Origin of the sequence: Anaeromyxobacter oryzae (genome assembly GCF_023169945.1) — a bacterium.
In the GTDB taxonomy this organism is placed as follows: Bacteria; Myxococcota; Myxococcia; order Myxococcales; family Anaeromyxobacteraceae; genus Anaeromyxobacter; species Anaeromyxobacter oryzae.
Window position 1 is genome coordinate 969,905 of the sequence record NZ_AP025591.1, and the last position, 18,520, is coordinate 988,424.

Annotated in this window: 16 protein-coding genes; 5 read left to right on the top strand and 11 right to left on the bottom strand. The window is 74.5% G+C overall.

The window, feature by feature from the left end:
- Nucleotides 1–70 precede the first annotated feature (70 nt).
- Nucleotides 71–955 (top strand): DNA integrity scanning protein DisA nucleotide-binding domain protein, encoded by an 885-nt coding sequence (locus AMOR_RS04165; RefSeq protein WP_248358710.1) that lies wholly within the window; start codon nucleotides 71–73, stop codon nucleotides 953–955.
- A gap of 52 nt (nucleotides 956–1,007) precedes the next feature.
- The gene (locus AMOR_RS04170) at nucleotides 1,008–2,531 is read left to right on the top strand and encodes a glycosyltransferase family 39 protein (protein WP_248358712.1); all 1,524 of its coding nucleotides are present in this window, start codon (nucleotides 1,008–1,010) and stop codon (nucleotides 2,529–2,531) included.
- Here AMOR_RS04170 and AMOR_RS04175 read toward each other — a convergent pair.
- The 7 genes from AMOR_RS04175 to AMOR_RS04205 all read right to left on the bottom strand — a co-directional run bounded on the left by AMOR_RS04175 (nucleotide 2,467) and on the right by AMOR_RS04205 (nucleotide 9,070).
- Nucleotides 2,467–3,477, bottom strand: a complete 1,011-nt coding sequence (locus AMOR_RS04175) for a TIGR02757 family protein (protein ID WP_248358714.1) — start codon at nucleotides 3,475–3,477, stop codon at nucleotides 2,467–2,469. The genes AMOR_RS04170 and AMOR_RS04175 overlap by 65 nt on opposite strands.
- Nucleotides 3,478–4,402: 925 nt before the next feature.
- Nucleotides 4,403–5,545 (bottom strand): NAD-dependent epimerase/dehydratase family protein, encoded by a 1,143-nt coding sequence (locus tag AMOR_RS04180; protein ID WP_248358716.1) that lies wholly within the window; start codon nucleotides 5,543–5,545, stop codon nucleotides 4,403–4,405.
- A gap of 21 nt (nucleotides 5,546–5,566) precedes the next feature.
- On the bottom strand, nucleotides 5,567–6,202 hold the full coding sequence (locus AMOR_RS04185; RefSeq protein ID WP_248358718.1) for an aldo/keto reductase: 636 nt from the start codon (nucleotides 6,200–6,202) through the stop codon (nucleotides 5,567–5,569).
- On the bottom strand, nucleotides 6,199–6,495 hold the full coding sequence (locus AMOR_RS04190; RefSeq protein ID WP_248358720.1) for a hypothetical protein: 297 nt from the start codon (nucleotides 6,493–6,495) through the stop codon (nucleotides 6,199–6,201). The genes AMOR_RS04185 and AMOR_RS04190 overlap by 4 nt, the downstream gene beginning before the upstream one ends.
- The gene (locus tag AMOR_RS04195) at nucleotides 6,492–7,802 is read right to left on the bottom strand and encodes an NTP/NDP exchange transporter (protein ID WP_248358722.1); all 1,311 of its coding nucleotides are present in this window, start codon (nucleotides 7,800–7,802) and stop codon (nucleotides 6,492–6,494) included. The genes AMOR_RS04190 and AMOR_RS04195 overlap by 4 nt, the downstream gene beginning before the upstream one ends.
- Before the next feature lie 6 nt (nucleotides 7,803–7,808).
- Nucleotides 7,809–8,321 (bottom strand): MogA/MoaB family molybdenum cofactor biosynthesis protein, encoded by a 513-nt coding sequence (locus AMOR_RS04200; protein ID WP_248358724.1) that lies wholly within the window; start codon nucleotides 8,319–8,321, stop codon nucleotides 7,809–7,811.
- A 59-nt stretch (nucleotides 8,322–8,380) separates the two neighbouring features.
- On the bottom strand, nucleotides 8,381–9,070 hold the full coding sequence (locus AMOR_RS04205; protein WP_248358726.1) for a tetratricopeptide repeat protein: 690 nt from the start codon (nucleotides 9,068–9,070) through the stop codon (nucleotides 8,381–8,383).
- A gap of 28 nt (nucleotides 9,071–9,098) precedes the next feature.
- Between AMOR_RS04205 and AMOR_RS04210 the strand changes: the two genes are divergently transcribed.
- The 3 genes from AMOR_RS04210 to AMOR_RS04220 all read left to right on the top strand — a co-directional run bounded on the left by AMOR_RS04210 (nucleotide 9,099) and on the right by AMOR_RS04220 (nucleotide 13,041).
- Nucleotides 9,099–10,925 (top strand): helix-hairpin-helix domain-containing protein, encoded by a 1,827-nt coding sequence (locus tag AMOR_RS04210; RefSeq protein ID WP_248358727.1) that lies wholly within the window; start codon nucleotides 9,099–9,101, stop codon nucleotides 10,923–10,925.
- 73 nt (nucleotides 10,926–10,998) lie between these two features.
- A complete protein-coding gene (locus tag AMOR_RS04215) occupies nucleotides 10,999–12,375 on the top strand; it encodes an MFS transporter (protein WP_248358728.1) in 1,377 nt (458 codons plus the stop codon).
- A gap of 78 nt (nucleotides 12,376–12,453) precedes the next feature.
- Nucleotides 12,454–13,041, top strand: a complete 588-nt coding sequence (locus AMOR_RS04220) for an outer membrane beta-barrel protein (RefSeq protein WP_248358729.1) — start codon at nucleotides 12,454–12,456, stop codon at nucleotides 13,039–13,041.
- Here AMOR_RS04220 and AMOR_RS04225 read toward each other — a convergent pair.
- The 4 genes from AMOR_RS04225 to AMOR_RS04240 form a co-directional block, all read right to left on the bottom strand.
- Entirely contained in the window at nucleotides 13,016–14,563 is a 1,548-nt protein-coding gene (locus AMOR_RS04225) for a hypothetical protein (RefSeq protein ID WP_248358730.1), read from the bottom strand. The two genes, AMOR_RS04220 and AMOR_RS04225, sit on opposite strands and share 26 nt — an antisense overlap.
- Before the next feature lie 72 nt (nucleotides 14,564–14,635).
- Nucleotides 14,636–15,355, bottom strand: a complete 720-nt coding sequence (locus AMOR_RS04230) for a NuoI/complex I 23 kDa subunit family protein (protein WP_248358731.1) — start codon at nucleotides 15,353–15,355, stop codon at nucleotides 14,636–14,638.
- Nucleotides 15,356–15,360: 5 nt separating this feature from the next.
- Nucleotides 15,361–16,734: a complex I subunit 1/NuoH family protein gene (locus AMOR_RS04235; RefSeq protein ID WP_248358733.1), complete on the bottom strand. Its 1,374-nt coding sequence runs from the start codon at nucleotides 16,732–16,734 to the stop codon at nucleotides 15,361–15,363.
- A gap of 11 nt (nucleotides 16,735–16,745) precedes the next feature.
- Nucleotides 16,746–18,512, bottom strand: coding sequence for a 2Fe-2S iron-sulfur cluster-binding protein (locus AMOR_RS04240; protein WP_248358736.1), 1,767 nt, complete (start codon nucleotides 18,510–18,512; stop codon nucleotides 16,746–16,748).
- Nucleotides 18,513–18,520 lie beyond the last annotated feature (8 nt).

Consider the following 18,520-nt stretch of genomic DNA (forward strand, 5'->3'; position numbering starts at 1 on the left):
CGCGGCCGGAGGTCCCAAGGGTGCAATCCCAAAGCTTTACTCGGGCGGCCGGGCGGCGGATCCTCGCTCCATGCCCGAAGGGAAGTTCGACCGCGAGTTCCTGCGCGGCGCGCTCGTGCTGATGTCGCGGTCCGAGGTCGACCGCCTCCTGTACGTCTCCGACCACCCGCTCTCGACGGCGGAGCTGCGCGGCCGTCCCGTCAAGCGCAAGCTGGTCTACGCCGTCACGAGCGATGGCCTCGTGAACCAGCTCAAGGCGAAGAAGTACACGACGGTGATGATCCCGCCGTACGACTACACGCGCATCGAGAAGATCAAGGTCGCGGTCGTCGCGGCGCAGTCCGCCGGCCTCCTCAAGGACGGGGACACGGTCCTCGCGCTCGCCGGCCCCGGGAACGACAAGGTGATGGACACGCTCGTGAAGGTGACCATCGGCTCGGAGGATCCCGAGGAGAAGATCCGCGTCGACACGCTGGGGCTCCCGCCCGAGTTCTCGTCCCAGGTCGTCGAGTCGCTCATCCACACCGCGATGGAGATCGGGGCGGAGGGCTACGAGGGACGCCCCGTCGGCACGATCATCGTCATCGGCGACTCGACGGCGGTCATGGAGAAGAGCCGGCAGCTCATCCTGAACCCGTTCCAGGGGATCAGCGAGGCGGAGCGAAACGCGCTCGACCCGCCGATCCGCGAGGCGGTGAAGACGTTCTCCGCGCTCGACGGCGCGTTCATCATCCGGGAGGACGGGGTCGTGCTCGCCGCCGGGCGCTACCTCCTCACCATGTCCCGGGACGTGAAGCTGCCGATGGGCCTCGGCGCGCGTCACAGCGCGGCGGCGTCCATCTCCGCGGAGTCGAAGGCGGTGGCGATCACCGTCTCGCAGACCACCGGCACCGTCCGCGTCTTCAAAGAGGGCGAGATCGCCCTCGAGCTGCGCCAGAAGCTGCGCCGCGTGTAGGCGGGCGAGGCAGGGTCGCGGCCGGACGGGCTTCGCGGTAGGCTCCGCCGCCGTGCCCAGCGCCGCCCTGCCCGTCCAGCCGCCCGCACCCTCGCCCGCGCCGTCTCCGTCCCGCGATCCGCGGCTCGACCGGCGCGCGCTCCTCCTGTTCGCGGCGGTGACGCTGTTCCACGTCGCGTACGCGGGCTGGCTCGCGCTGTCGCCGCAGGAGGCCTATTACTGGGAGTGGAGCCGGCGGCTCGACCTCTCGTACTTCGACCACCCGCCGCTCGCGGCGTGGACGATCCGGCTGTTCACGACGGCGTTCGGCGACTCCGAGCGAGCCATCCGGCTCGCGGCGGCGTTCCACTCGACGCTCTTCTCCGCCTTCCTGTGGCTGACCACGAGGCGGCTCTTCGGGAGCCGCGCCGCGCTCCTCGCCATCGCCGGCGGCGCGGTCGTGCCGCTCTTCTCCATCGGCCAGGTGATCGTCACGCCGGACGGGCCGCTCCTCTCCGGCTGGGCCATGGCGCTCTACTGCACCGTGCGCGCCCTCGACGACGAGCGGCCGGAGTGGCTCCTCGCGGCCGGCGCCGCGACCGGCTGGGCGATGCTCGGCAAGTACACGGGGTTCCTGCTCCTCCCCCAGATCCTGGTCCTCCTGCTCTGGGACCCCCGCGGCCGGCGTCTGCTCCGGACGCCCTGGCCCTGGCTCGGCGTCGTCCTCGCCGCCGCGCTCTTCTCTCCGGTCGTCGTGTGGAACGCCGCCCGGCACCTCGAGAGCTTCGCCTTCCAGACGACCGGCCGCGCCGAGACCTCGCGCTTCCGACCGGTCCTCTTCGGCCGGTACGTCGGGCTGCAGGTGCTCGCGATGTCGCCCGTCGTCCTCCTGCTCTGCGTCGACGCGGTGATCGCGGCGTGGCGCCGCCGGGCAGCGCCGGCGTGGCGCGTCGTCCTGATCTTCTCCGCGCCGCTCCTCGTCCTCGCGACCGTCGTCTCGCCCGTCCACTGGGTGAAGATGAACTGGCTCGCGCCGGTGTGGCCGACGGCGCTCGCCGGGGCGGCCGCGCTCGTCCCGGAGCGGCGCGGCCCGCGGTGGTGGCTCGTCGCCGGCGGCGGAGCCCTCGCGCTCGCGATGAGCGTCCTCCTGCACCTCTGGCCGGTCGTGACGTGGCTGCCGCTGCCCGCGAAGGACGAGACCTCCGCGGGATGGCGCGAGCTCGCCGCCCGGGTCGAGGCGGAGCGGGCCCGGCTCCCCGCCGGCGCCCCCGTCATCGGCTGCAACTACAAGGTCGCGAGCGAGCTCGCCTTCTACCTGCCGGGCCGCCCCGAGACGAGTGGCGTCGGCGCGCTCGGCGAGCCGGGGCTCCAGTACGACGAGTGGCTCGACTGGACGCGGCTCGGGGGCCGGACCGCGCTCGTCGTGCTCGACGCCCGCGACGGCGCCTGCGCGCGGCGCGAGGAGCTCTGCCGCCCGCTCGAGCCGCTCGAGCCGCTCACGGTGACGAAGGGCAGCAAGCGCGTGACGACCTTCAGCTTCTGGCGGTGCGGCCTGCCCGCGGAGCAGCCGCGGGCCGCGGGCCCGGCGCGGCCCTGAGAGCGCGCCGCGCGCTCGCCCTCGTCGCCGGTCGCGCGGCGAGGCGGCCGCCGAGGCACGCGTCGGCGAGGCGGCAGGCCGCGCAGCGCGCCCGGTCGCGCCGCGCGGGGCACGCGCCGCTCATCCCGAGGTGGCACAGCGCGAAGTCGTAGCGGACCGGATCGTCCGGATCGAGCCGGCGCAGCGAGGCGGTGATCTCCTCCGCGGTGCGCCAGCTCGCGTCGCGCCGCGCGGTGAGCCCGAGCGCTCGGGCCACGCGGTGCACGTGGGTGTCGAGCGGCACCACGAGCGCCGACGGCGACACGCCGCGCCAGAGCCCGAGATCCACCGCATCGGGGCCGCGGACCATCCAGCGGAGGTACAGGTTCCAGCGCTTCGAGGCGCCGGGACCGGCGGGATCGGGGAGGAGATGCCGGAGGCCGCGGGGGCCGCGGGGGCCGAGCAGCGCGCGGCCCTCCGGCGCGTCGCGCAGCTCCGCCGCGAACGCCGCGAGCGCCGGACGGAGCGCGCCCGGCCCGCCCCCCGCGCCCTCGAACAGCGCCGCGAACCGGACGCCGAGGCCGCCGTGCCGCAGCCGCATCGCGCCGATGCCGGCGGCGAGCGCGGCGAGGTCGGGCGGCCGGTTGAAGCGGTACACCACGCCGTCGAACGCGGAGGCGTCCGGCGCCCGCGCGAACGTCTCGGCGAAGCGCGCCGGCGAGGGGCCCATCGTCGCGAGGACGCGCGCCACCACCGGCTTGAAGACGTCCGCGCGACCGTACGCGAGGCTCACCGCGACGAGCCCCGCCACCTCGGCGTCCTCCGGAGCGGGGTACGAACGCGGGAACTCCACGGGATCCGCGGCGATGCGCGCGGCGCGGTCGAGCGCGGCGTCGAGCGCGTCGAGGAGCGGGCGCAGCCGCGCGGCGCGATCGGCGGGGAGCGGGCGTGAGCGCGGGCGGGCCACGGGGGGTTCTTGGCCGATCGGGGTCGAGTGCGCAAGGCGACTGCGATTCGTGGCCGTTGCCGTGGCCGTTGACGTGCCCGAGTCTCTCCGTGCCCGTCATCCCTGTCCCTTGGCCCCCGGGCCCTGGCCGCCATGGACCCGAGCGGCCCCCCTCACCCCGGCCCTCTCCCCCCGCTCCGCTGCGCTGCGCGGGGGGAGAGGGAGGGATCTGGTGTGCCGAGGTCGGAGTCGGGGAGGTCGGGCTCGGGCTCGGGCTCGGGCTCGGGCTCGGGCTCGGGCTCGGGCTCGGGCGAGGGCGAGGGCGAGGGCGAGGGCGAGCGGCGAGCGGCGAGCGGCGAGCGGCGAGCGGCGAGGGGCGAGGGCGAGCGGCGAAAGCGAGGCCGGGATCGCGAACACCAACAGGCGCCGCGCCATACAGTCGGGGAGGCCCCCTCGCCCGCGCGCAGCCGCGTCGCTGCGTACGGACCCGATCGACAGTACTTCAGCCGCGGTGCACGCGACGTGACACGCGAGCGCCCCACGGAACCGTTCGCCTCGCCCGACGCACGCCACGCCCGGGCGCGAGCGTGGCGCGTCCGGGCGTGCCGCGGCCCCGCGCGCTTCGGCGCCCGATCGACCTACGGCGCCCGGTCGCGAGTCCGCGGCGAGCACGGACGAGGGGGCCTCCACGCCGGCGCGGCGCCGTACCCCGGAGCGCCCAGCACCCCTCGCCGGGCGGACGCGAAAGTGAATGGGACCGAGATCGCTGACGGGAAAGCGAATGCCAACGTGACCCGAGGTGGGGGACGCGCCGGGTGACGGGCCTCGTCTCATGCGTGCGGGCCACGTCTCACGGGCGCCGGGCCTCGTCTCACGGGTGACGGGCCTCGGGCCGGGAGAGGGCCGCGGGCACGGCCCTCGGGTTCGGGTTCGAGGCGACCGGCCGCTACTTCGCCGTCGCCGCACCCGGCGCCGCGCCCGTGCCGCTCTTCGCCTCCCCCCTCCACCGCTCCAGCACGGTGCGTTCCTTCTCCGGCGCGAGCCCCGCCCTCGGCTTCGCGCGCCGCTCGCCGGGCAGCGCGCGCCACCAGGCGAGCGTGTCCTTCACCGTCGCCGCAACCGGACGGAAGCGGAGCCCCTTCGCCACGGCGCGCGCGTTCGAGACCGTCGCCATCGCGCTGTCCGGGAGCTGGCGCGGGATCCAGGCCGGCAGCTCCACCCAGGGCTGGACCTCCGCCTTCTCGAGGAACGGCCACGGGACCCAGGTGAGCCTCGCCTTGCCCGGCGCGGCCGCCTCGCACGCGGCGAGGACCTCCCGCATCTCGAGCGTCCGCTCCGGTCCCGCGACGTTGTACGTCCCCGTCTCGTCCGCCTCGACGAGGCCGATCATGAACGCGGCGAGGTCGCGAACGTCCACGATCTGGACCGGGTCCTCTCCGTCGCCCGGCGCGAGCACCTCGCCGCCGCGGTCGACGCGCGCCGGCCAGTACGTGAACCGGTCGGTGGGGTCGCCGGGGCCGACGATGAGCGTCGGACGGACGACGATCGTCCGGCCCGGGAGCGCGGTCTCCGCCGCCCGCTCGGAGAGCACCTTGAGCGCGCCGTAGCTCGCCCGGACGTCCTCGCTCGTCTCGTCCGCCATCGTCTGGAGCGGCGCGGTCTCGTCGGAGGCGCGCGGGATGTCGTCCCGGTACACGGACACGGAGGAGACGAACAGGTAGCGGCGGACGCTCGGGGCGAGGAGCCTCGCGCTCATGGACACGATCCGCGGCACGTAGCCGGAGTCGTCGATCACCGCGTCCCAGCGCCGGCCCTTCAGCGCGTCGAGCTGGCCGTCGCGGTCGCCGCGGAGCTTCTCGACGTCGGGGAAGAGCTGCGGGTTCGTCTTCCCCCGATTGAAGAGCGTGAGGACGTGGCCGCGCGCCCGCGCGACCTCGACGACCGCTGGGCCGAGGAACCCGGTCCCGCCGAGGACGAGGAGCTTCATCCTCCGCGCGGGCCCCGGCGCGGCACCGCCGTGCCCCGGCGCCGCGGCGACCGCCACGGCGGACAGCGCGGAACGGACGAATTCACGGCGGGTCGACGGCATGCGCTCCTCCTCGGGCGAGGCTCAGAACCGCAGCTCGGTTGCCATCCGCTTCCGGAGCGCGGCGTCCGGCATCGGCCCGGTCCCGGCGCCCACGTTGTCGGCGAGGTGCCGGGGGTTCGCGGTCGCCGGCAGCACGGCGGTGACCGCCGGCTGGGCGAGGATGAACTTGAGGAAGACCTGGCTCCACGAGGTGCAGGCGAGCTCCGTCGCCCAGGGCGGCAACGGCTTGCCCTCCACCGCCCGGAAGAGCGCTCCCTCCTCGAAGGGACGCATCACCAGGACGGCCGTCCCGGTCTCGGCGGCCGCCGGGAGGAGGCGCGCCTCCGCCTCCCGCGTCGCGGCGGAGTACGGGAGCTGGACGAAGTCGACGCCCTCGCGCCGGAGGATCCGCTCCATCTCGTCGAAGCTCGAGGGGGCGTAGTGGGTGATCCCCAGGTAGCGGATCGTGCCCGCCGCCTTCATCGCCCGCAGCGTCGGGAGGTGCACCTGCCAGTCGAGCAGGTTGTGGATCTGGAGGAGGTCGAGCCGGTCGGTCCGCATCCGCCGCATCGACTCCCGCGCCTGCGCCTCCCCCTCCGCCCGGCCGCGCGTCCAGATCTTGGTCGCGAGGAACGCGCGCGGCGCGCCGCGGAGGTCGGCGAGGAGGTCCCCCGTCACCTCCTCCGAGCGGCCGTACTCGGGGACGAGTCGATCACGCGGCCGCCGGCGGCGAGGAACGCCCGGAGCACCTCGCGCCGCGGCGCCCGCTCCGCCTCGTCCGGCCCGACGTCGAACGTCGCCCAGGTGCCGAGACCGATCACCGGGATCGCCTCGCCGGTTCGTGGAACCTTCCGCGTGTTCATCGCCTCCCCTCCCCGATCCCGAGCGCCCGCCCCGGACGCCCGCGCGGCGACCGCCGCGAGGCCGGCCGCGCCGAGCCCCAGGAACGTCCGCCGTCCCATCCTGCTCATCGCGCGGCCTCCTCGAGCCGGCGCTGCCGGCGCCCGAGCCACAGGGCGACGCCCACGGACGCGGCGGTGAACGGGATCGCCGACAGCGACAGCGCCGCGAGCGAGAACCCGAGCCCCGCCAGCCCCGCGTGGAGCCACCCGGACACGACGTCGCCCCCGCGGTAGACGAACGTGTCGATGAAGCTCTTCGCCTTGTACTTGTCCTCGCGCGAGACGACCGTGAAGAGGACCTCGCGCGTCGGACGCTCGAGCGCGAAGTGGGCCGCCCGCCGAACGGCCTGGAGCACGCCGAGCGTCCAGACGGTCGGGAGGAGCGCGAGCGCGGCGAACCCCGGGATGGAGAGCGCCGGGACGAGCGCGAGCGCTGGGCCGACGCCGAGCGCGCCGACGATGCGGCCGGTCGCGAGGGCCTGCGTCGCGAGCGCGGCGACGTTCACCCCGAGGTCCACCGCCGCGAAGAGGCGCGCACGGTCGGCCGAGTCGGGGATCGCGTGCGCGACGATCCGCGCCTGCTGGAAGTAGAGGAACGTCGAGCCGATCGCGAACAGGAGCATCTGGACGGCGACGCCGAGCAGGTAGGGCGAGCGGAAGATCGCGGTGATCCCCGCGAGCGCCGAGCCGCCCGTGCCCGCGTCCGGGCGCGGCGCGCGACCCAGGCCGGCGGCGGCCGCCGGTCCGCGCTCCGCACCCCACGCGACGAGTCGCCCGACGCACCGGACCGCCACCTCCAGCGTCGCGGCCGAGAGCAGGAGCAGGTTCGCGATGCCGACGTGCGCGGCGAGCCAGGCGACCGCGGCCGATCCCGCGAGCGCGCCGGCGCTGCCGCCCGCCGCGACGAACCCGAAGAGCCGCTTCCCCTCCCCGCTCGAGAACACGTCCGCCATGAGGCTCCAGAAGGCGGACGTGACGAAGAGGTTGTAGACGCTCACCCACACGAAGAAGACGCGCGCCACCCAGGCCGGCGCGACGCCCGCGCGGACGAGCAGGAAGAAGGCGACCAGGTTCAAGAGGAAGAACCGGTACACCCACGGGATGGCGCGGGCGCGCGGGACGCGGGCGACGACGGCCGAGTAGATCGGGACGGCCGCCAGCATCACGACGAACGTCGCGCTGAACACCCAGTGCAGCTTCTCGACGCCGCCCCGGATCCCCATCTCCTCGCGGATGGGCCGGAGCAGGTAATAGCCGGCGAGGAGGAAGAAGAAGTAGGCGAACGCCCAGAGGACGGCGGCGGCCTCGCCCTCGCGCACGTCGGCGACGCGGCCGAGGACCGGCACCCTGCGCGAGGCGGCCGCCGGCGCCTCCATCCCGCCCTACCGCCTCGCGTCCTTCCGCAGCTCGCGGAGGACGTGGCCGAGCTCGGGCCCGATGAGCTTCTCCCAGGCGAGCCGGACCGCGGCGAGGGAGCCGGGGACCGAGAACACCGCCCGGCCGCCCCACACCCCGGCGACGGCCCGCGACAGCATCGCGGCGCTCCCGATCTCCGCGTACGACAGCATCCGGAAGAGCTCCCCGAACCCGTCGATCCGCTTCTCCAGCAGGCCCGCGACGGCCTCGTAGGTCCGGTCCCTCCCCGCGATCCCCGTCCCGCCGTTCACGACGACCGCGTCGACGCCGGCCGCGGCGGCGTCGTCGAGCGCCGCGCGGAGCTCGGCCGGCTCGTCCTTCACGATCCGGTACCCGGCCACGACGTGGCCCGCCGCCTCCGCGGCGCGGCGCAGGAACGCCCCGCTCTCGTCCTCCGCCTCCCCCCGCGTGTCGGACGCGGTGACGACGAAGATTCGCGCCGACCGGGGTGCCTCGTGCCTGTGCTCGACGTGTCCCATCGCTCCTCCGGGCGCGGTCGACGCCTCCATGCCGGAGGCGCGCGGCGCCGGTTCGTGACTCACCGCGCGGCCGGGTCGCCCCCGCCGCTCCGCGCCTGCTCGATCCGCGCCTCCACCGCGGCGGCGTCCTCCGCCGCCGGCGCGAGCCGGAGGTACTCGCCCCAGCTCTCGGCGGCACCGGCGCCGTCCCCGAGGCGCGCGCGCGCGTCGCCGAGGGCGCGGTGCGCCTCGGCGAGGCGCGGGTCCACCATCGCCGCCCGCTCCGCGTAGTCGCGCGCGTCCGCGGCGTCGCCCTGGTCGCCGAGGAACTCCGCGGCGGCGGCGAGGCCGGGCGCGTCCTCGAGGTCGAGCGGCGGCCCCGGGAACCCCTCTGGCCGGAGCGCGGCCCCGAGCCGCGCGCCCGCGACGTCGCCGGCGGGGAGCACGAGCTCCTCGGGGACGAACCCGGGCGCCCGGAACGCGACCGTGTGCCCGCCGAGGTCGCGCGACGCTGCCGGGAAGGTGCCGGGCCCGCGCCCGACCGGCTTCCCGTCGAGCAGCACCTCGGCGCTGCGCGGCAGGACCTCCACGAGGACCTCGCGCGGGCGTGTGCGCTCGAAGCGCGAGCCGGAGGCGCAGGCCGCCGCCGCGATCGCGAGCGCCACCGCCGCGGCGCGGACGCCGCGCGCGCACGGGCCCGGAGTCCGCGACGCGCGCGGACGCAGGGACCAGGCGTGAACGGACCCGAAGAGAGGCCGGGCGGGCTGCATGGGCGTCCGGACGGTATATAAGCGCCCGATGGCCGACAAGTTCGAGGTCGCGCGCCTGCTGCGCGAGATCGGGGCCCTGCTCGAGCTCGAGGGCGAGAACCCGTTCAAGATCCGCGCGTACGAGAACGGCGCGCGCGCCGTCGAGGCGGTGGCGGAGGACGTCGCCGCCCTCGCCGCGGAGGGCCGCCTCACCGACGTCCCGGGGATCGGCGAGGCGCTCGCGAAGAAGATCGCGGACATCCTCGCGCGCGGGTCGACCGACGTGCTCGACCGGCTCCGCGCGAAGCACCCGCCCGGCGTCCTCGACCTGCTCCGCGTGCCGGACCTCGGGCCGAAGAAGATCGCCGCCCTCCACGGGGCGCTGGGGGTCGGGTCGGTCGACGAGCTCGAGGCGGCCTGCCTCGCCGGCCGCGTCCGCGGCGTGAAGGGATTCGGGGAGAAGACCGAGGCGAAGATCCTCGAGGGCATCCGCCGCCTGCGCGCCCGCCCGGCCGAGGTGCGCGTCCTCCTCGCCGGCGCGCTCGAGGCGGCCGACGCGATCGTCGCGTTCCTCCGCCGCTCGCCGGCGGCGCTCGACGTGCAGCTCGCCGGGTCGGCACGGCGCGGCCGCGAGACCGTCGGCGACCTCGACGTGGTCGCGGCGTCGCGCGCGCCGGCCGAGCTCTCCGCGCACTTCCTCGCCTTCCCCCTCGTGAAGGACGTCATCGCTCGTGGCGACACGAAGACGAGCGTGCGGCTCGCGTCGGGGCTGCAGGTCGACCTCCGGATCGTGCCGCCCGAGGACTTCGCGACGCTGCTCCACCACTTCACCGGCTCGAAGGCGCACCACGTGAAGCTGCGCGGGATCGCGCGCGACCAGGGGCTCACGCTCAGCGAGTGGGGCCTCTACCGGCTCCCCCCGCGGCCTGCACGCGGCGGGGCGCGCGCGGACGGAGACCCGGGCGCCTCCGCCGTGGCCGAAGTGCCGCTCGCGGCCGAGGAGGCGCCGCCGGATCCGTCCGCGAAGGTGTCCGTCGGCTCCGAGGCCGAGCTGTACCGCGCCCTCGGCCTCGCGTACATCCCGCCGGAGCTGCGCGAGGACACGGGCGAGCTCGAGGCGGCGCGGGCGGGGCGGGTGCCGGAGGACCTCGTGACGCTCGAGGACGTCCGCGGGCTGGTCCACTGCCACACGACCTGGTCCGACGGGAAGGCGACGCTGCTCGACATGGCGCGCGCCGCGGAGGCGCTCGGCGTGGAGTACCTGACCGTGACCGATCACTCCGGGACGGCGCACTACGCGGGCGGCCTGGATCCCGACCGGCTGCGCCGGCAGTGGGACGAGATCGCACGGGTGCAGGAGCAGGTGGGGATCCGGCTCCTCCGCGGCACCGAGGCGGACATCCTCGACGACGGCGCGCTCGACTGGCCCGACGCGATCCTGGAGCAGCTCGAGGTCGTCGTCGCGAGCATCCACTCCCGGATGAAGATGGACGAGGCGCAGATGACCGCCCGGCTCGTCCGCGCCATGTCCTGGCCGGTGTTCAAGATCTGGGGCCACGGCACCGGCCGGCTCCTGAACGAGCGGCCGCCGTACGCCGTCCGCGTCGAGGAGGTGCTCGACGCGCTCGCGCGGTCGCGCGGCGCAGTGGAGGTGAACGGGGATCCTCAGCGGCTCGACCTCGAGCCCCGCCATGTCCGCGCGGCGCGGGACCGCGGCATCCCCGTGGTGCTCTCGGTCGACGCGCACTCCACCGGCGCGCTCCGGTACCTGCGGTACGCGGTCCTCACCGCGCGGCGCGGCTGGGTGCGCCGGGGCGACGTGCTGAACACGCTGCCCGCGGACGCCTTCGCGCGCGCCGTGCGCCCGGTCGCCTGAACGGATCGCGGCCGTGCGGGCGTCCCGAAGTGGCTTGTGACGGCGACGCCCCGCGTCTAGGCTCTCATCCGCCTTGTCGACCGCCCCCGCCGCCGCGACCGCCCCGAAGAAGAAGATCCTCCTCCGGTCGAAGCGCATCCAGCTCCTCGCGCTGCTCCAGGTCTCCTCGGGCATGCCGCTCGGGTGGGTGTTCAACACGCTGCAGTACTTCCTCGTCGATCTCGGCCTCAAGAAGTCGACGATCGGCCTGCTGTCCGGCGTGTCGCTCCCCTGGACGCTCAAGTTCCTCTGGGCGCCGCTCGTGGACCGGTACGCCCTGCCGTGGCCGGGACGGCGGCGGAGCTGGGTGATCATCGCCCAGCTCGCGCTCGCCGGCGCGTTCGGCGCGTTCGCGGCGTTCGCCTGGCGCGCGCTCGCGGCGAAGGGCGCCGGGACGCCGCTCGCGTCGGCCCCGCTCGTCATCGGGCTCCTCGCCCTCGGGATCGCGTTCCTCTCCGCGACCCAGGACATCGCCATCGACGCGTACGCGGTCGAGGCGTTGCACAAGGAGGAGCACGGCCCGGTCTCCGGCCTCCGGATCATGTACTACCGGATCGGCATGCTGCTCGCGGGCGCGTTCGCGGTCAGCGCTTCGGAGTGGCTGCCGTGGCCGATCGTGTTCCTCGTGCTCGCCGGCGCCTTCGTCGCGTTCGTGGCGATCACGCTCGCGGCGCCCGAGCCGGACGTGCCCGCGCCGCCCCCGCGGTCCCTCGGCAGCGCCGTCGTCGAGCCGTTCCGGACCTACTTCCGCCGCTCGGACGCCATCCCCATCGCGCTGTTCCTGATCTTCTACAAGTTCGGGGACAACATGGGCGGGACGATGGTGAACCCGTTCCTGAAGGACCTCTGCTTCACGAACGCGGAGGCCGGCGGCGCGGTGAAGGTGATCGGGACGATCGCCACCATCTCCGGCTCCGCGATCGGGGCCGCGCTGATGACGCGGATGGGCCTCGGCCGCGCGCTGTGGATCTTCGGCGTCTTCCAGGCGGGCGCGAACGTCGTCTACTCGGCCGCGGCGCTCTCCCGCGCCGTGCCGCTCGACGTCGCGCAGTGCGCGACGCTGCCCGCCCTCTCCGCCGTCACCCGCGGCTGGACGTACGCCGCCATCGCCACCGAGTACGGCGCGCAGGGCATGGCCGCGGCGGCGCAGGGCGCGCTGCTGCTGCGCGTGTGCGACAAGCGCTACAGCGCGACCCAGTTCGCCCTGCTCTCGTCGCTGTTCGGGCTGGGCCGGTGGGCGGCAGGGCTCCCCAGCGGCTTCCTCGTGGAGCGGCTCGGGTATCCGGTGTTCTTCGTCGGCTGCGCGACGATCGCCGCGCTCCCCGGCTTCTTCTTCCTCCACCGCATCGCCCCGGTCTCCCAGCGCGAGGTGCTCACCGCCGAGGCGGAGCCGGGGGCTGGACCTGCCTGACGCGGATCGCCCTGCGACACTCGCGCGGGGTTGGCGGCGAGGCTAGGATGCCGCGGTCCATCATCCGAGGAGAGCCCCATGACCAGCTCGCGACCGCTCGCCACCCTCGCCCTCGCCGCCGCGCTCGCCGCGCTGGCGCCCGCCGCCGCGAGGGCGCAGTCCCGCAGCGGCGCCGACCAGCCCGGCCTCCGGCTCGGCGCGCTCCTCGGCATCGACCGCGGGGACTGGGACGGCATCGGGCTCCGCCTCGACGCGGAGCTGGACCTGCAGCGGCTCTCCCCGGCGGTCATGTTCGCCGGGGTCGGATCGCTGGCCTACTCGCACCTGTCGGTGGATCAACCCGACTTCTCGCAGAGCCTCGACCTGTTCGAGATCGTCCCGGCCGCCCGCTTCCTCCTCGCGATCAACCGGCAGGCCGGCTTCTACGGCGACCTCGGGCTCGGCCTGTACTGGGTCGGAGTCCACACGACCGACTTCGCGCGCGGGCTCCACTCGGACGACAGCGACGTCGGGCTCGCCGCACGCATCGGCGGAGGCGGCTACGTCTGGGCGAGCGACCAGGTCCGGATCGACGCCGAGATCGCCTTCCACCCGCACACGGGCAACTACGACGACACGTCGTTCACCGCGATGGTCGGCGTCATGTTCCGGACCCGGACCCGGTAGCCGCGCCGCCTCCGGGGGCCGGGGCCGCACCGGGCGCACGCCCCGGCGCCGGCACGAGCACGTCGACGGTGGCGCGCCGCTCGACCACGCGCGCCGGCCAGAGGCCGTAGTCCCGCAGGGCCCGGTCCGCCGCCCCCTCGGCGCCGCGCACGCGGCAGACGCGCAGCGTCGAGCTCGGGCGATCGCGCCACGCGGGGACCGTCGGGTTCGCGCGGTGCGCGAGGCCGTACACGCGCACCGGCGTGCCGCGGGCGCGCCCCGACCAGGCGACGTGCCAGACCGCTGGCCAGACCGACCAGTAGTCGCCGGTCACGAGATCGCAGCGTGCAGCGAGGACGTCCTCCGTCCAGCGCCCCGCCACCCGATCCAGATCCGCGCGGACGCGCGCGAGCGACGGCGGGCCGGCCGCGGCGAGCGCCGCGAGCGGCACGAGCGCCACCGCGCCCGGCAGGGCCGCCCGGGCGAGGCGGCCGGCGGCGGCGAGCGCCTCCGCGAGCGGCGCGACCGCGGCGAGCTGCACGAGGAGCACCGCAGGCGCGAGGTACCGCCAGTGCCACGCGTTGTCGCGGACCCAGGCGAACGTGCCCGTGAGCAGCGCGTACACCGCGGCGCCCGCGACGAGCGCGCCCGCCCGCAGGAGCACGGCGCGCGCGTGCGGGCGCACCGCGGGGAGGAGCAGCGCGGCGGCGCCGGCGGCGGCCACCGCCCCGGTGGCCGCGGCGATCGCGCCCGCCTCGCGCGCCGCGCGACCGAGGTACGCGGCCCATGCGCGCGGCCACTCGGCCACGGGGAGCGCCCCGGTCGCGAGCCGCAGCGGTTGCCCGGAGAAGACCGGGTAGAGGCGCAGCAGGACCTGCCCGGCGGCGAGGCCGGCGACGAGGAGCGCGCCGTCGACGACGAGCCGGTCCAGGGCCGCGCGCCGCGGCTCGCCGTCGGCGAGGTCGACCCCCGCCCGTGCGACCGCCAGCGGGACCAGCAGGAGCCCCGTCGCCGCGTTCACCCAGTGCGCGAGGAGGACGAGGGCGAGGCCGGCGCCGAGCCGCGCCGGTCCGCGGCGCCCTCCGGGCCCGGGCTCCGCCACGGCGAGCCCTGCGAGCGCCAGCGCGAGCCCGAGGCCGTAGGGCTGGTCGCCGAGGTACTCGAACAGCCAGGGCGCCGGCCACGAGAGGAGCACCAGCACCGTCGCGAGCGCCCCCGCGACCCGCCACTCCCGCCCGGCGAGCACGTGGCGCGCGAGGAGGACGACCGCGGCGAGCCCGGCGAGCACGAGGAGCAGGCGCTGCAGGAGCAGGTTCCAGAGCGGATCCCGCACCGGCAGGGCCACGAGCGGCACGAGCATGCCGTACCGCTCCTGGTCCCAGTAGAACGGGGTCCAGCGCTGCAGCGAGACGAGCACCGGGACGATGGAGTCGCCGTGCTCGAGGGCGTGGAGCCGGCCGAGATCGAGGAGCACGGCGGCCGCCGCGAGCGCCGCGAAGGTCGCGAGGGATCCGGCCCTCGCCCCGGCGAGCCTCGAGCGCACGCGGTGCTCCCCGAAAACGCGGCGCGCCGCCCGGAGGGGGCGGCGCGCGCGGTCCAAGACGGTGGCGGGACGCTAGCGCTTCGCCAGCTCCCCGCGCTCCTTCGCCTCCTGCGCGAGGGCCCGGACCGAGAACCCCGGCGTCTGGCTCGCCTCGTCGGTGGCCACCGACGGGAACGGCTTGGCGCACGCCCGCATCTCCTCGAGCTTCTCGGGCGCGATCGAGGGCGAGCCGCGGCGGAGCCACGGATCGTACTGGTACGAGACCGGCGGGCCGCGGAGGAGCCGCTTCTCGTCCCAGACCTGCGCCGCGCGCTCGTAGGACGGCGGCGTGTGCTCGCCCGAGTCCATCCGGATCGCGTCCTTCGGGCAGGCCTCGACGCAGAAGCCGCACACGATGCAGCGCAGCTCGTCGATCACGAACTTGACCGGGTACTTCTCGACCGGATCGTCCGCGTACTCGCCCGCCTCGATGTAGATGCACTGGGCCGGGCACGCCGTCGCGCACATGTAGCAGGCGACGCAGCGCGCGCGGCCGTCCTCGCGCGGCACGAGCCGGTGCAGGCCGCGGTAGCCGGGCGGGTACGGCGCCCGCTCCTCCGGGTACTGCAGCGTGACGTTGTCCGAGTACCCGAACCCGCCGCGCTTGCGCGCGAGGATGTCCGGGTTCGCGTCGCGCGAGAAGAACAGGTTCTTCAGGAAGTGCTTCGTGACCGTGCCGATGCCCCGGAGGATCTCCGGGAAGTACATCGACTCGCGCAGATCGGCCGGTCGGTTCTGGAGCGGGTAAGGCATGGTGGTCAGTGCCCCGCGGCGGCGTGCGCGGCGGCGTGCCCTGCCTCGGGGGCAGGAGCGCGGCCGACCGCGGCGGTGATGACGGCGACGATGACGAGGGTGACGATCCCGATGGCCGCGAGGAGCTGCATGCTCGGGTCGATGAGGAGCGCGGCGCCGGCCACGAAGACGTTCGCGAGCGCGGCCGGCAGCAGGATCTTCCAGCAGAGCTTCTGGATCTGGTCGAAGCGGAACCGCGGGAGCAGCCAGCGAATCGTGATCTGCAGCCACATCATCAAGACCATCTTCACGATGAAGGCGGCGGCCCCGACGGACGCGAACCAGAACTGCGAGAGGTTCGACTGGAGCCAGCCCTCGAAGAGGTACGGGTGCCAGCCGCCGAGGAACACCGCCGTGACGATGCCGGACAGCACGACGATCTCGATGAACTCGGCGAGGAACATGAGGCCGAACTTCATGCCCGAGTACTCGACGAAGTAGCCGACGATCTCGCTCTCGCCCTCGGGCAGGTCGAACGGCGCGCGCTTCGTCTCGGCGAACGCGCTCGCGAAGAAGACGAGGAAGCCGATGGGCTGGATGAGGATACCGACCGCCGGGATGGGCCCGAGGACCGCCTGCCCCTGCGCGACGACCATGTCGTCGAGCCGGAGGGTCCGGTAGGCGATCATGCAGCCGACCAGCGAGAGGCCGAGCGACACCTCGTACGAGATCATCTGCGAGGAGGCGCGGACGCCGCCGAGGAGCGCGAGCTTGTTGTTCGACGCCCAGCCCGCGAGCGCCGTGCCATAGACCTGCAGCGACGCGAAGGCGAAGACGTAGAGGAGGCCGACGTCGGGGTGCGCGGCCTGGAGCGAGATCGGGTCGAGCGCGGCGCTCGCGGGCTGGCCGGTGATCTCGGAGAGGCTGATGCCCATCCCGACCGGGATCACGGCGAACAGCGCGAACACCGGGGCGAAGGCGAGCGCCGGCGCGAGGAAGTAGAGGAACTGGTTGCGACCGCGGGGCTCGACGCGCTCCTTGGTCAGCATCTTGAGGGCGTCGGCGGCGAGGAACGGGATGCCGCCGAGCGGCGAGCCGAACACCTTGATCCGGTTCGCGCCGATCCGGTTCTGGATCATCGCCGACCACTTCCGCTCGGCGACGGTGAGCAGCGACCCGGAGATCATCATGACGACGAGGAGCAGCGTCAGGATGTTCGCGACCGACGCGCCGAAGTAGACGGCGGCGCGGGACCAGCCCGTCGTCCCGAAGATCGCGTTCGAGATCGCGTTGAAGCCGACGCCCAGCCAGCCGGCGGCCAGGTAGAAGCCGGCGCAGGCGAAGACGATCACCGCGATCACCGCGGCGAACACCAGGAGCATTCCGACGAAGCGATTCAAGGCGCCTCCTCCTACCGGCTCCGCGCGAGCGCGCGGCGGTAGTCCTCGCTGGTCTCGGACGGGACGCGGTCGCGATTGCCCGCGAGGCGGCCGTCGACGGTGCCTGCGGCGAGCGGGATCAGCCCGAACCGCTTGCCGATGGAGTGCATCGAGTCCCACTGGAAGTCGCCGAGCGCGCCGGCGACCTTCGGCCCGAGCTTCTGGAAGACCTCGCGCGCGTTCGCGAACGCGATCTCGAGCTTCAGCGCGGCGCCGAGCTCGGCGGCGAGCGCCCAGTGCGGCCGCGACTCCCCGCGCGGGTAGTACGCCATCTCGAACCGCTGCGCCCGGCCCTCGAAGTTCACGAACGTGCCGTCGGTCTCCGAGTGCGGCGACGCCGGCAGCAGGACCGTGGCGGCCTTCGCGAGGCCGACGTCGTTGTACGACTGCGCGACGAGCACCTCGAGCCGCTCGAGCTTCGCCGCAGCCGTGGCGTCCGGCAGCTCGGTCCCGACCGCCCAGAGGCCCTTCACGGTGCCGGCCTGGACCGCGGCGAGGAGCTCCGCGAACGGCTTCAGCGTGAGGCCGTACGCCTGCGCAGCGAGCTCGAGCCCCTTGCGGTTCGGGTTCTGGTCGGCGCGCTTCAGGAAGTCGTCCTGCCACCCGTCGGGGCGGCCGCCGACGTACGCGACGGAGAGGCCGAGCCCCTCCTTCGCGACCTGGCACGCGACGAGGAGATCCTCGAGGGACGCGACCGGCGAGAGGAGCACGCCGAGCGTCTTCGCCTGCGCGTGCGCGGAGAGCTCCGCCGCCGCGCGCTGCGCCGCGACGGGGCGCGCGAGCACCTCCGCCTGGGCGCCACGCCCGGCGCGCGGGACGCGCACGCGGTCGTTGTTCAGGTACTTGTAGCTCGTCCGCCCGTCGTCACACATCCACTCCTGGTTGACGGCGTCGTTCTCCCGCGGACGGTAGCGGTAGGTCGTGTCGTTCAGGTAGTCGAGGAAGGTGTTGCACCCGCGCGCGCAGCCGGTGCAGACGGACCGCGCCGACGACATGAACCAGACGCGGCCGCGGAAGCGGAAGTCGGTCGAGGTGAGCGCGCCGACCGGGCAGATGTCGACGACGTTGCCCGCGTACTTCGAGTCGAGCGGCTGGCCCGGGAACGTCGTGATGAAGCTCTCGTTGCCGCGCTGGGCGACGCCGAGCTGGGGCGCCTTCGCGACCTCGCGCATGAACCGGACGCAGCGCGTGCAGAGGATGCAGCGCTCCTGGTCGAGCGTCACCGTGGGGCCGAGCTGGACGCGCTTCCCCTTCGTGACCTTCGGCACGTCCAGCCGCGACGGCTGCCGGTCGTACTTCATGTAGTAGTCCTGCAGCTTGCACTCGCCGGCCTGATCGCAGATGGAGCAGTCGACCGGGTGGTTCAGGAGCAGGAACTCGAGCGTCGCGCGCTGCTGGTCCTTCACGCGCGGCGTGTCGGTCTTGACGGTGATGCCCTCGGCCACCGGCATCTGGCACCCGGGCATCAGCTTGCCCATGGGCGCGTTCGACATCTCCACGAGGCACATCCGGCAGTTGGCCGCGATGGAGAGCCGCTTGTGGTAGCAGTAGTAGGGGATCTCGACCCCGACGGACTTCGCCGCCTCGATGACGGTCGTGCCGGGCTTCACCACGACCTCGCGGCCGTCGATCGTCGCCGTCACGAACCCGGGGTTCTTGGGCGGCGGCGGCGCGGGCGGCCCGGGCGGCGGCTTCGGCGCCGCGGCGGCGGGGGCTTCGGGCTTCTTCTCGTCGGCCATCGGAAAGG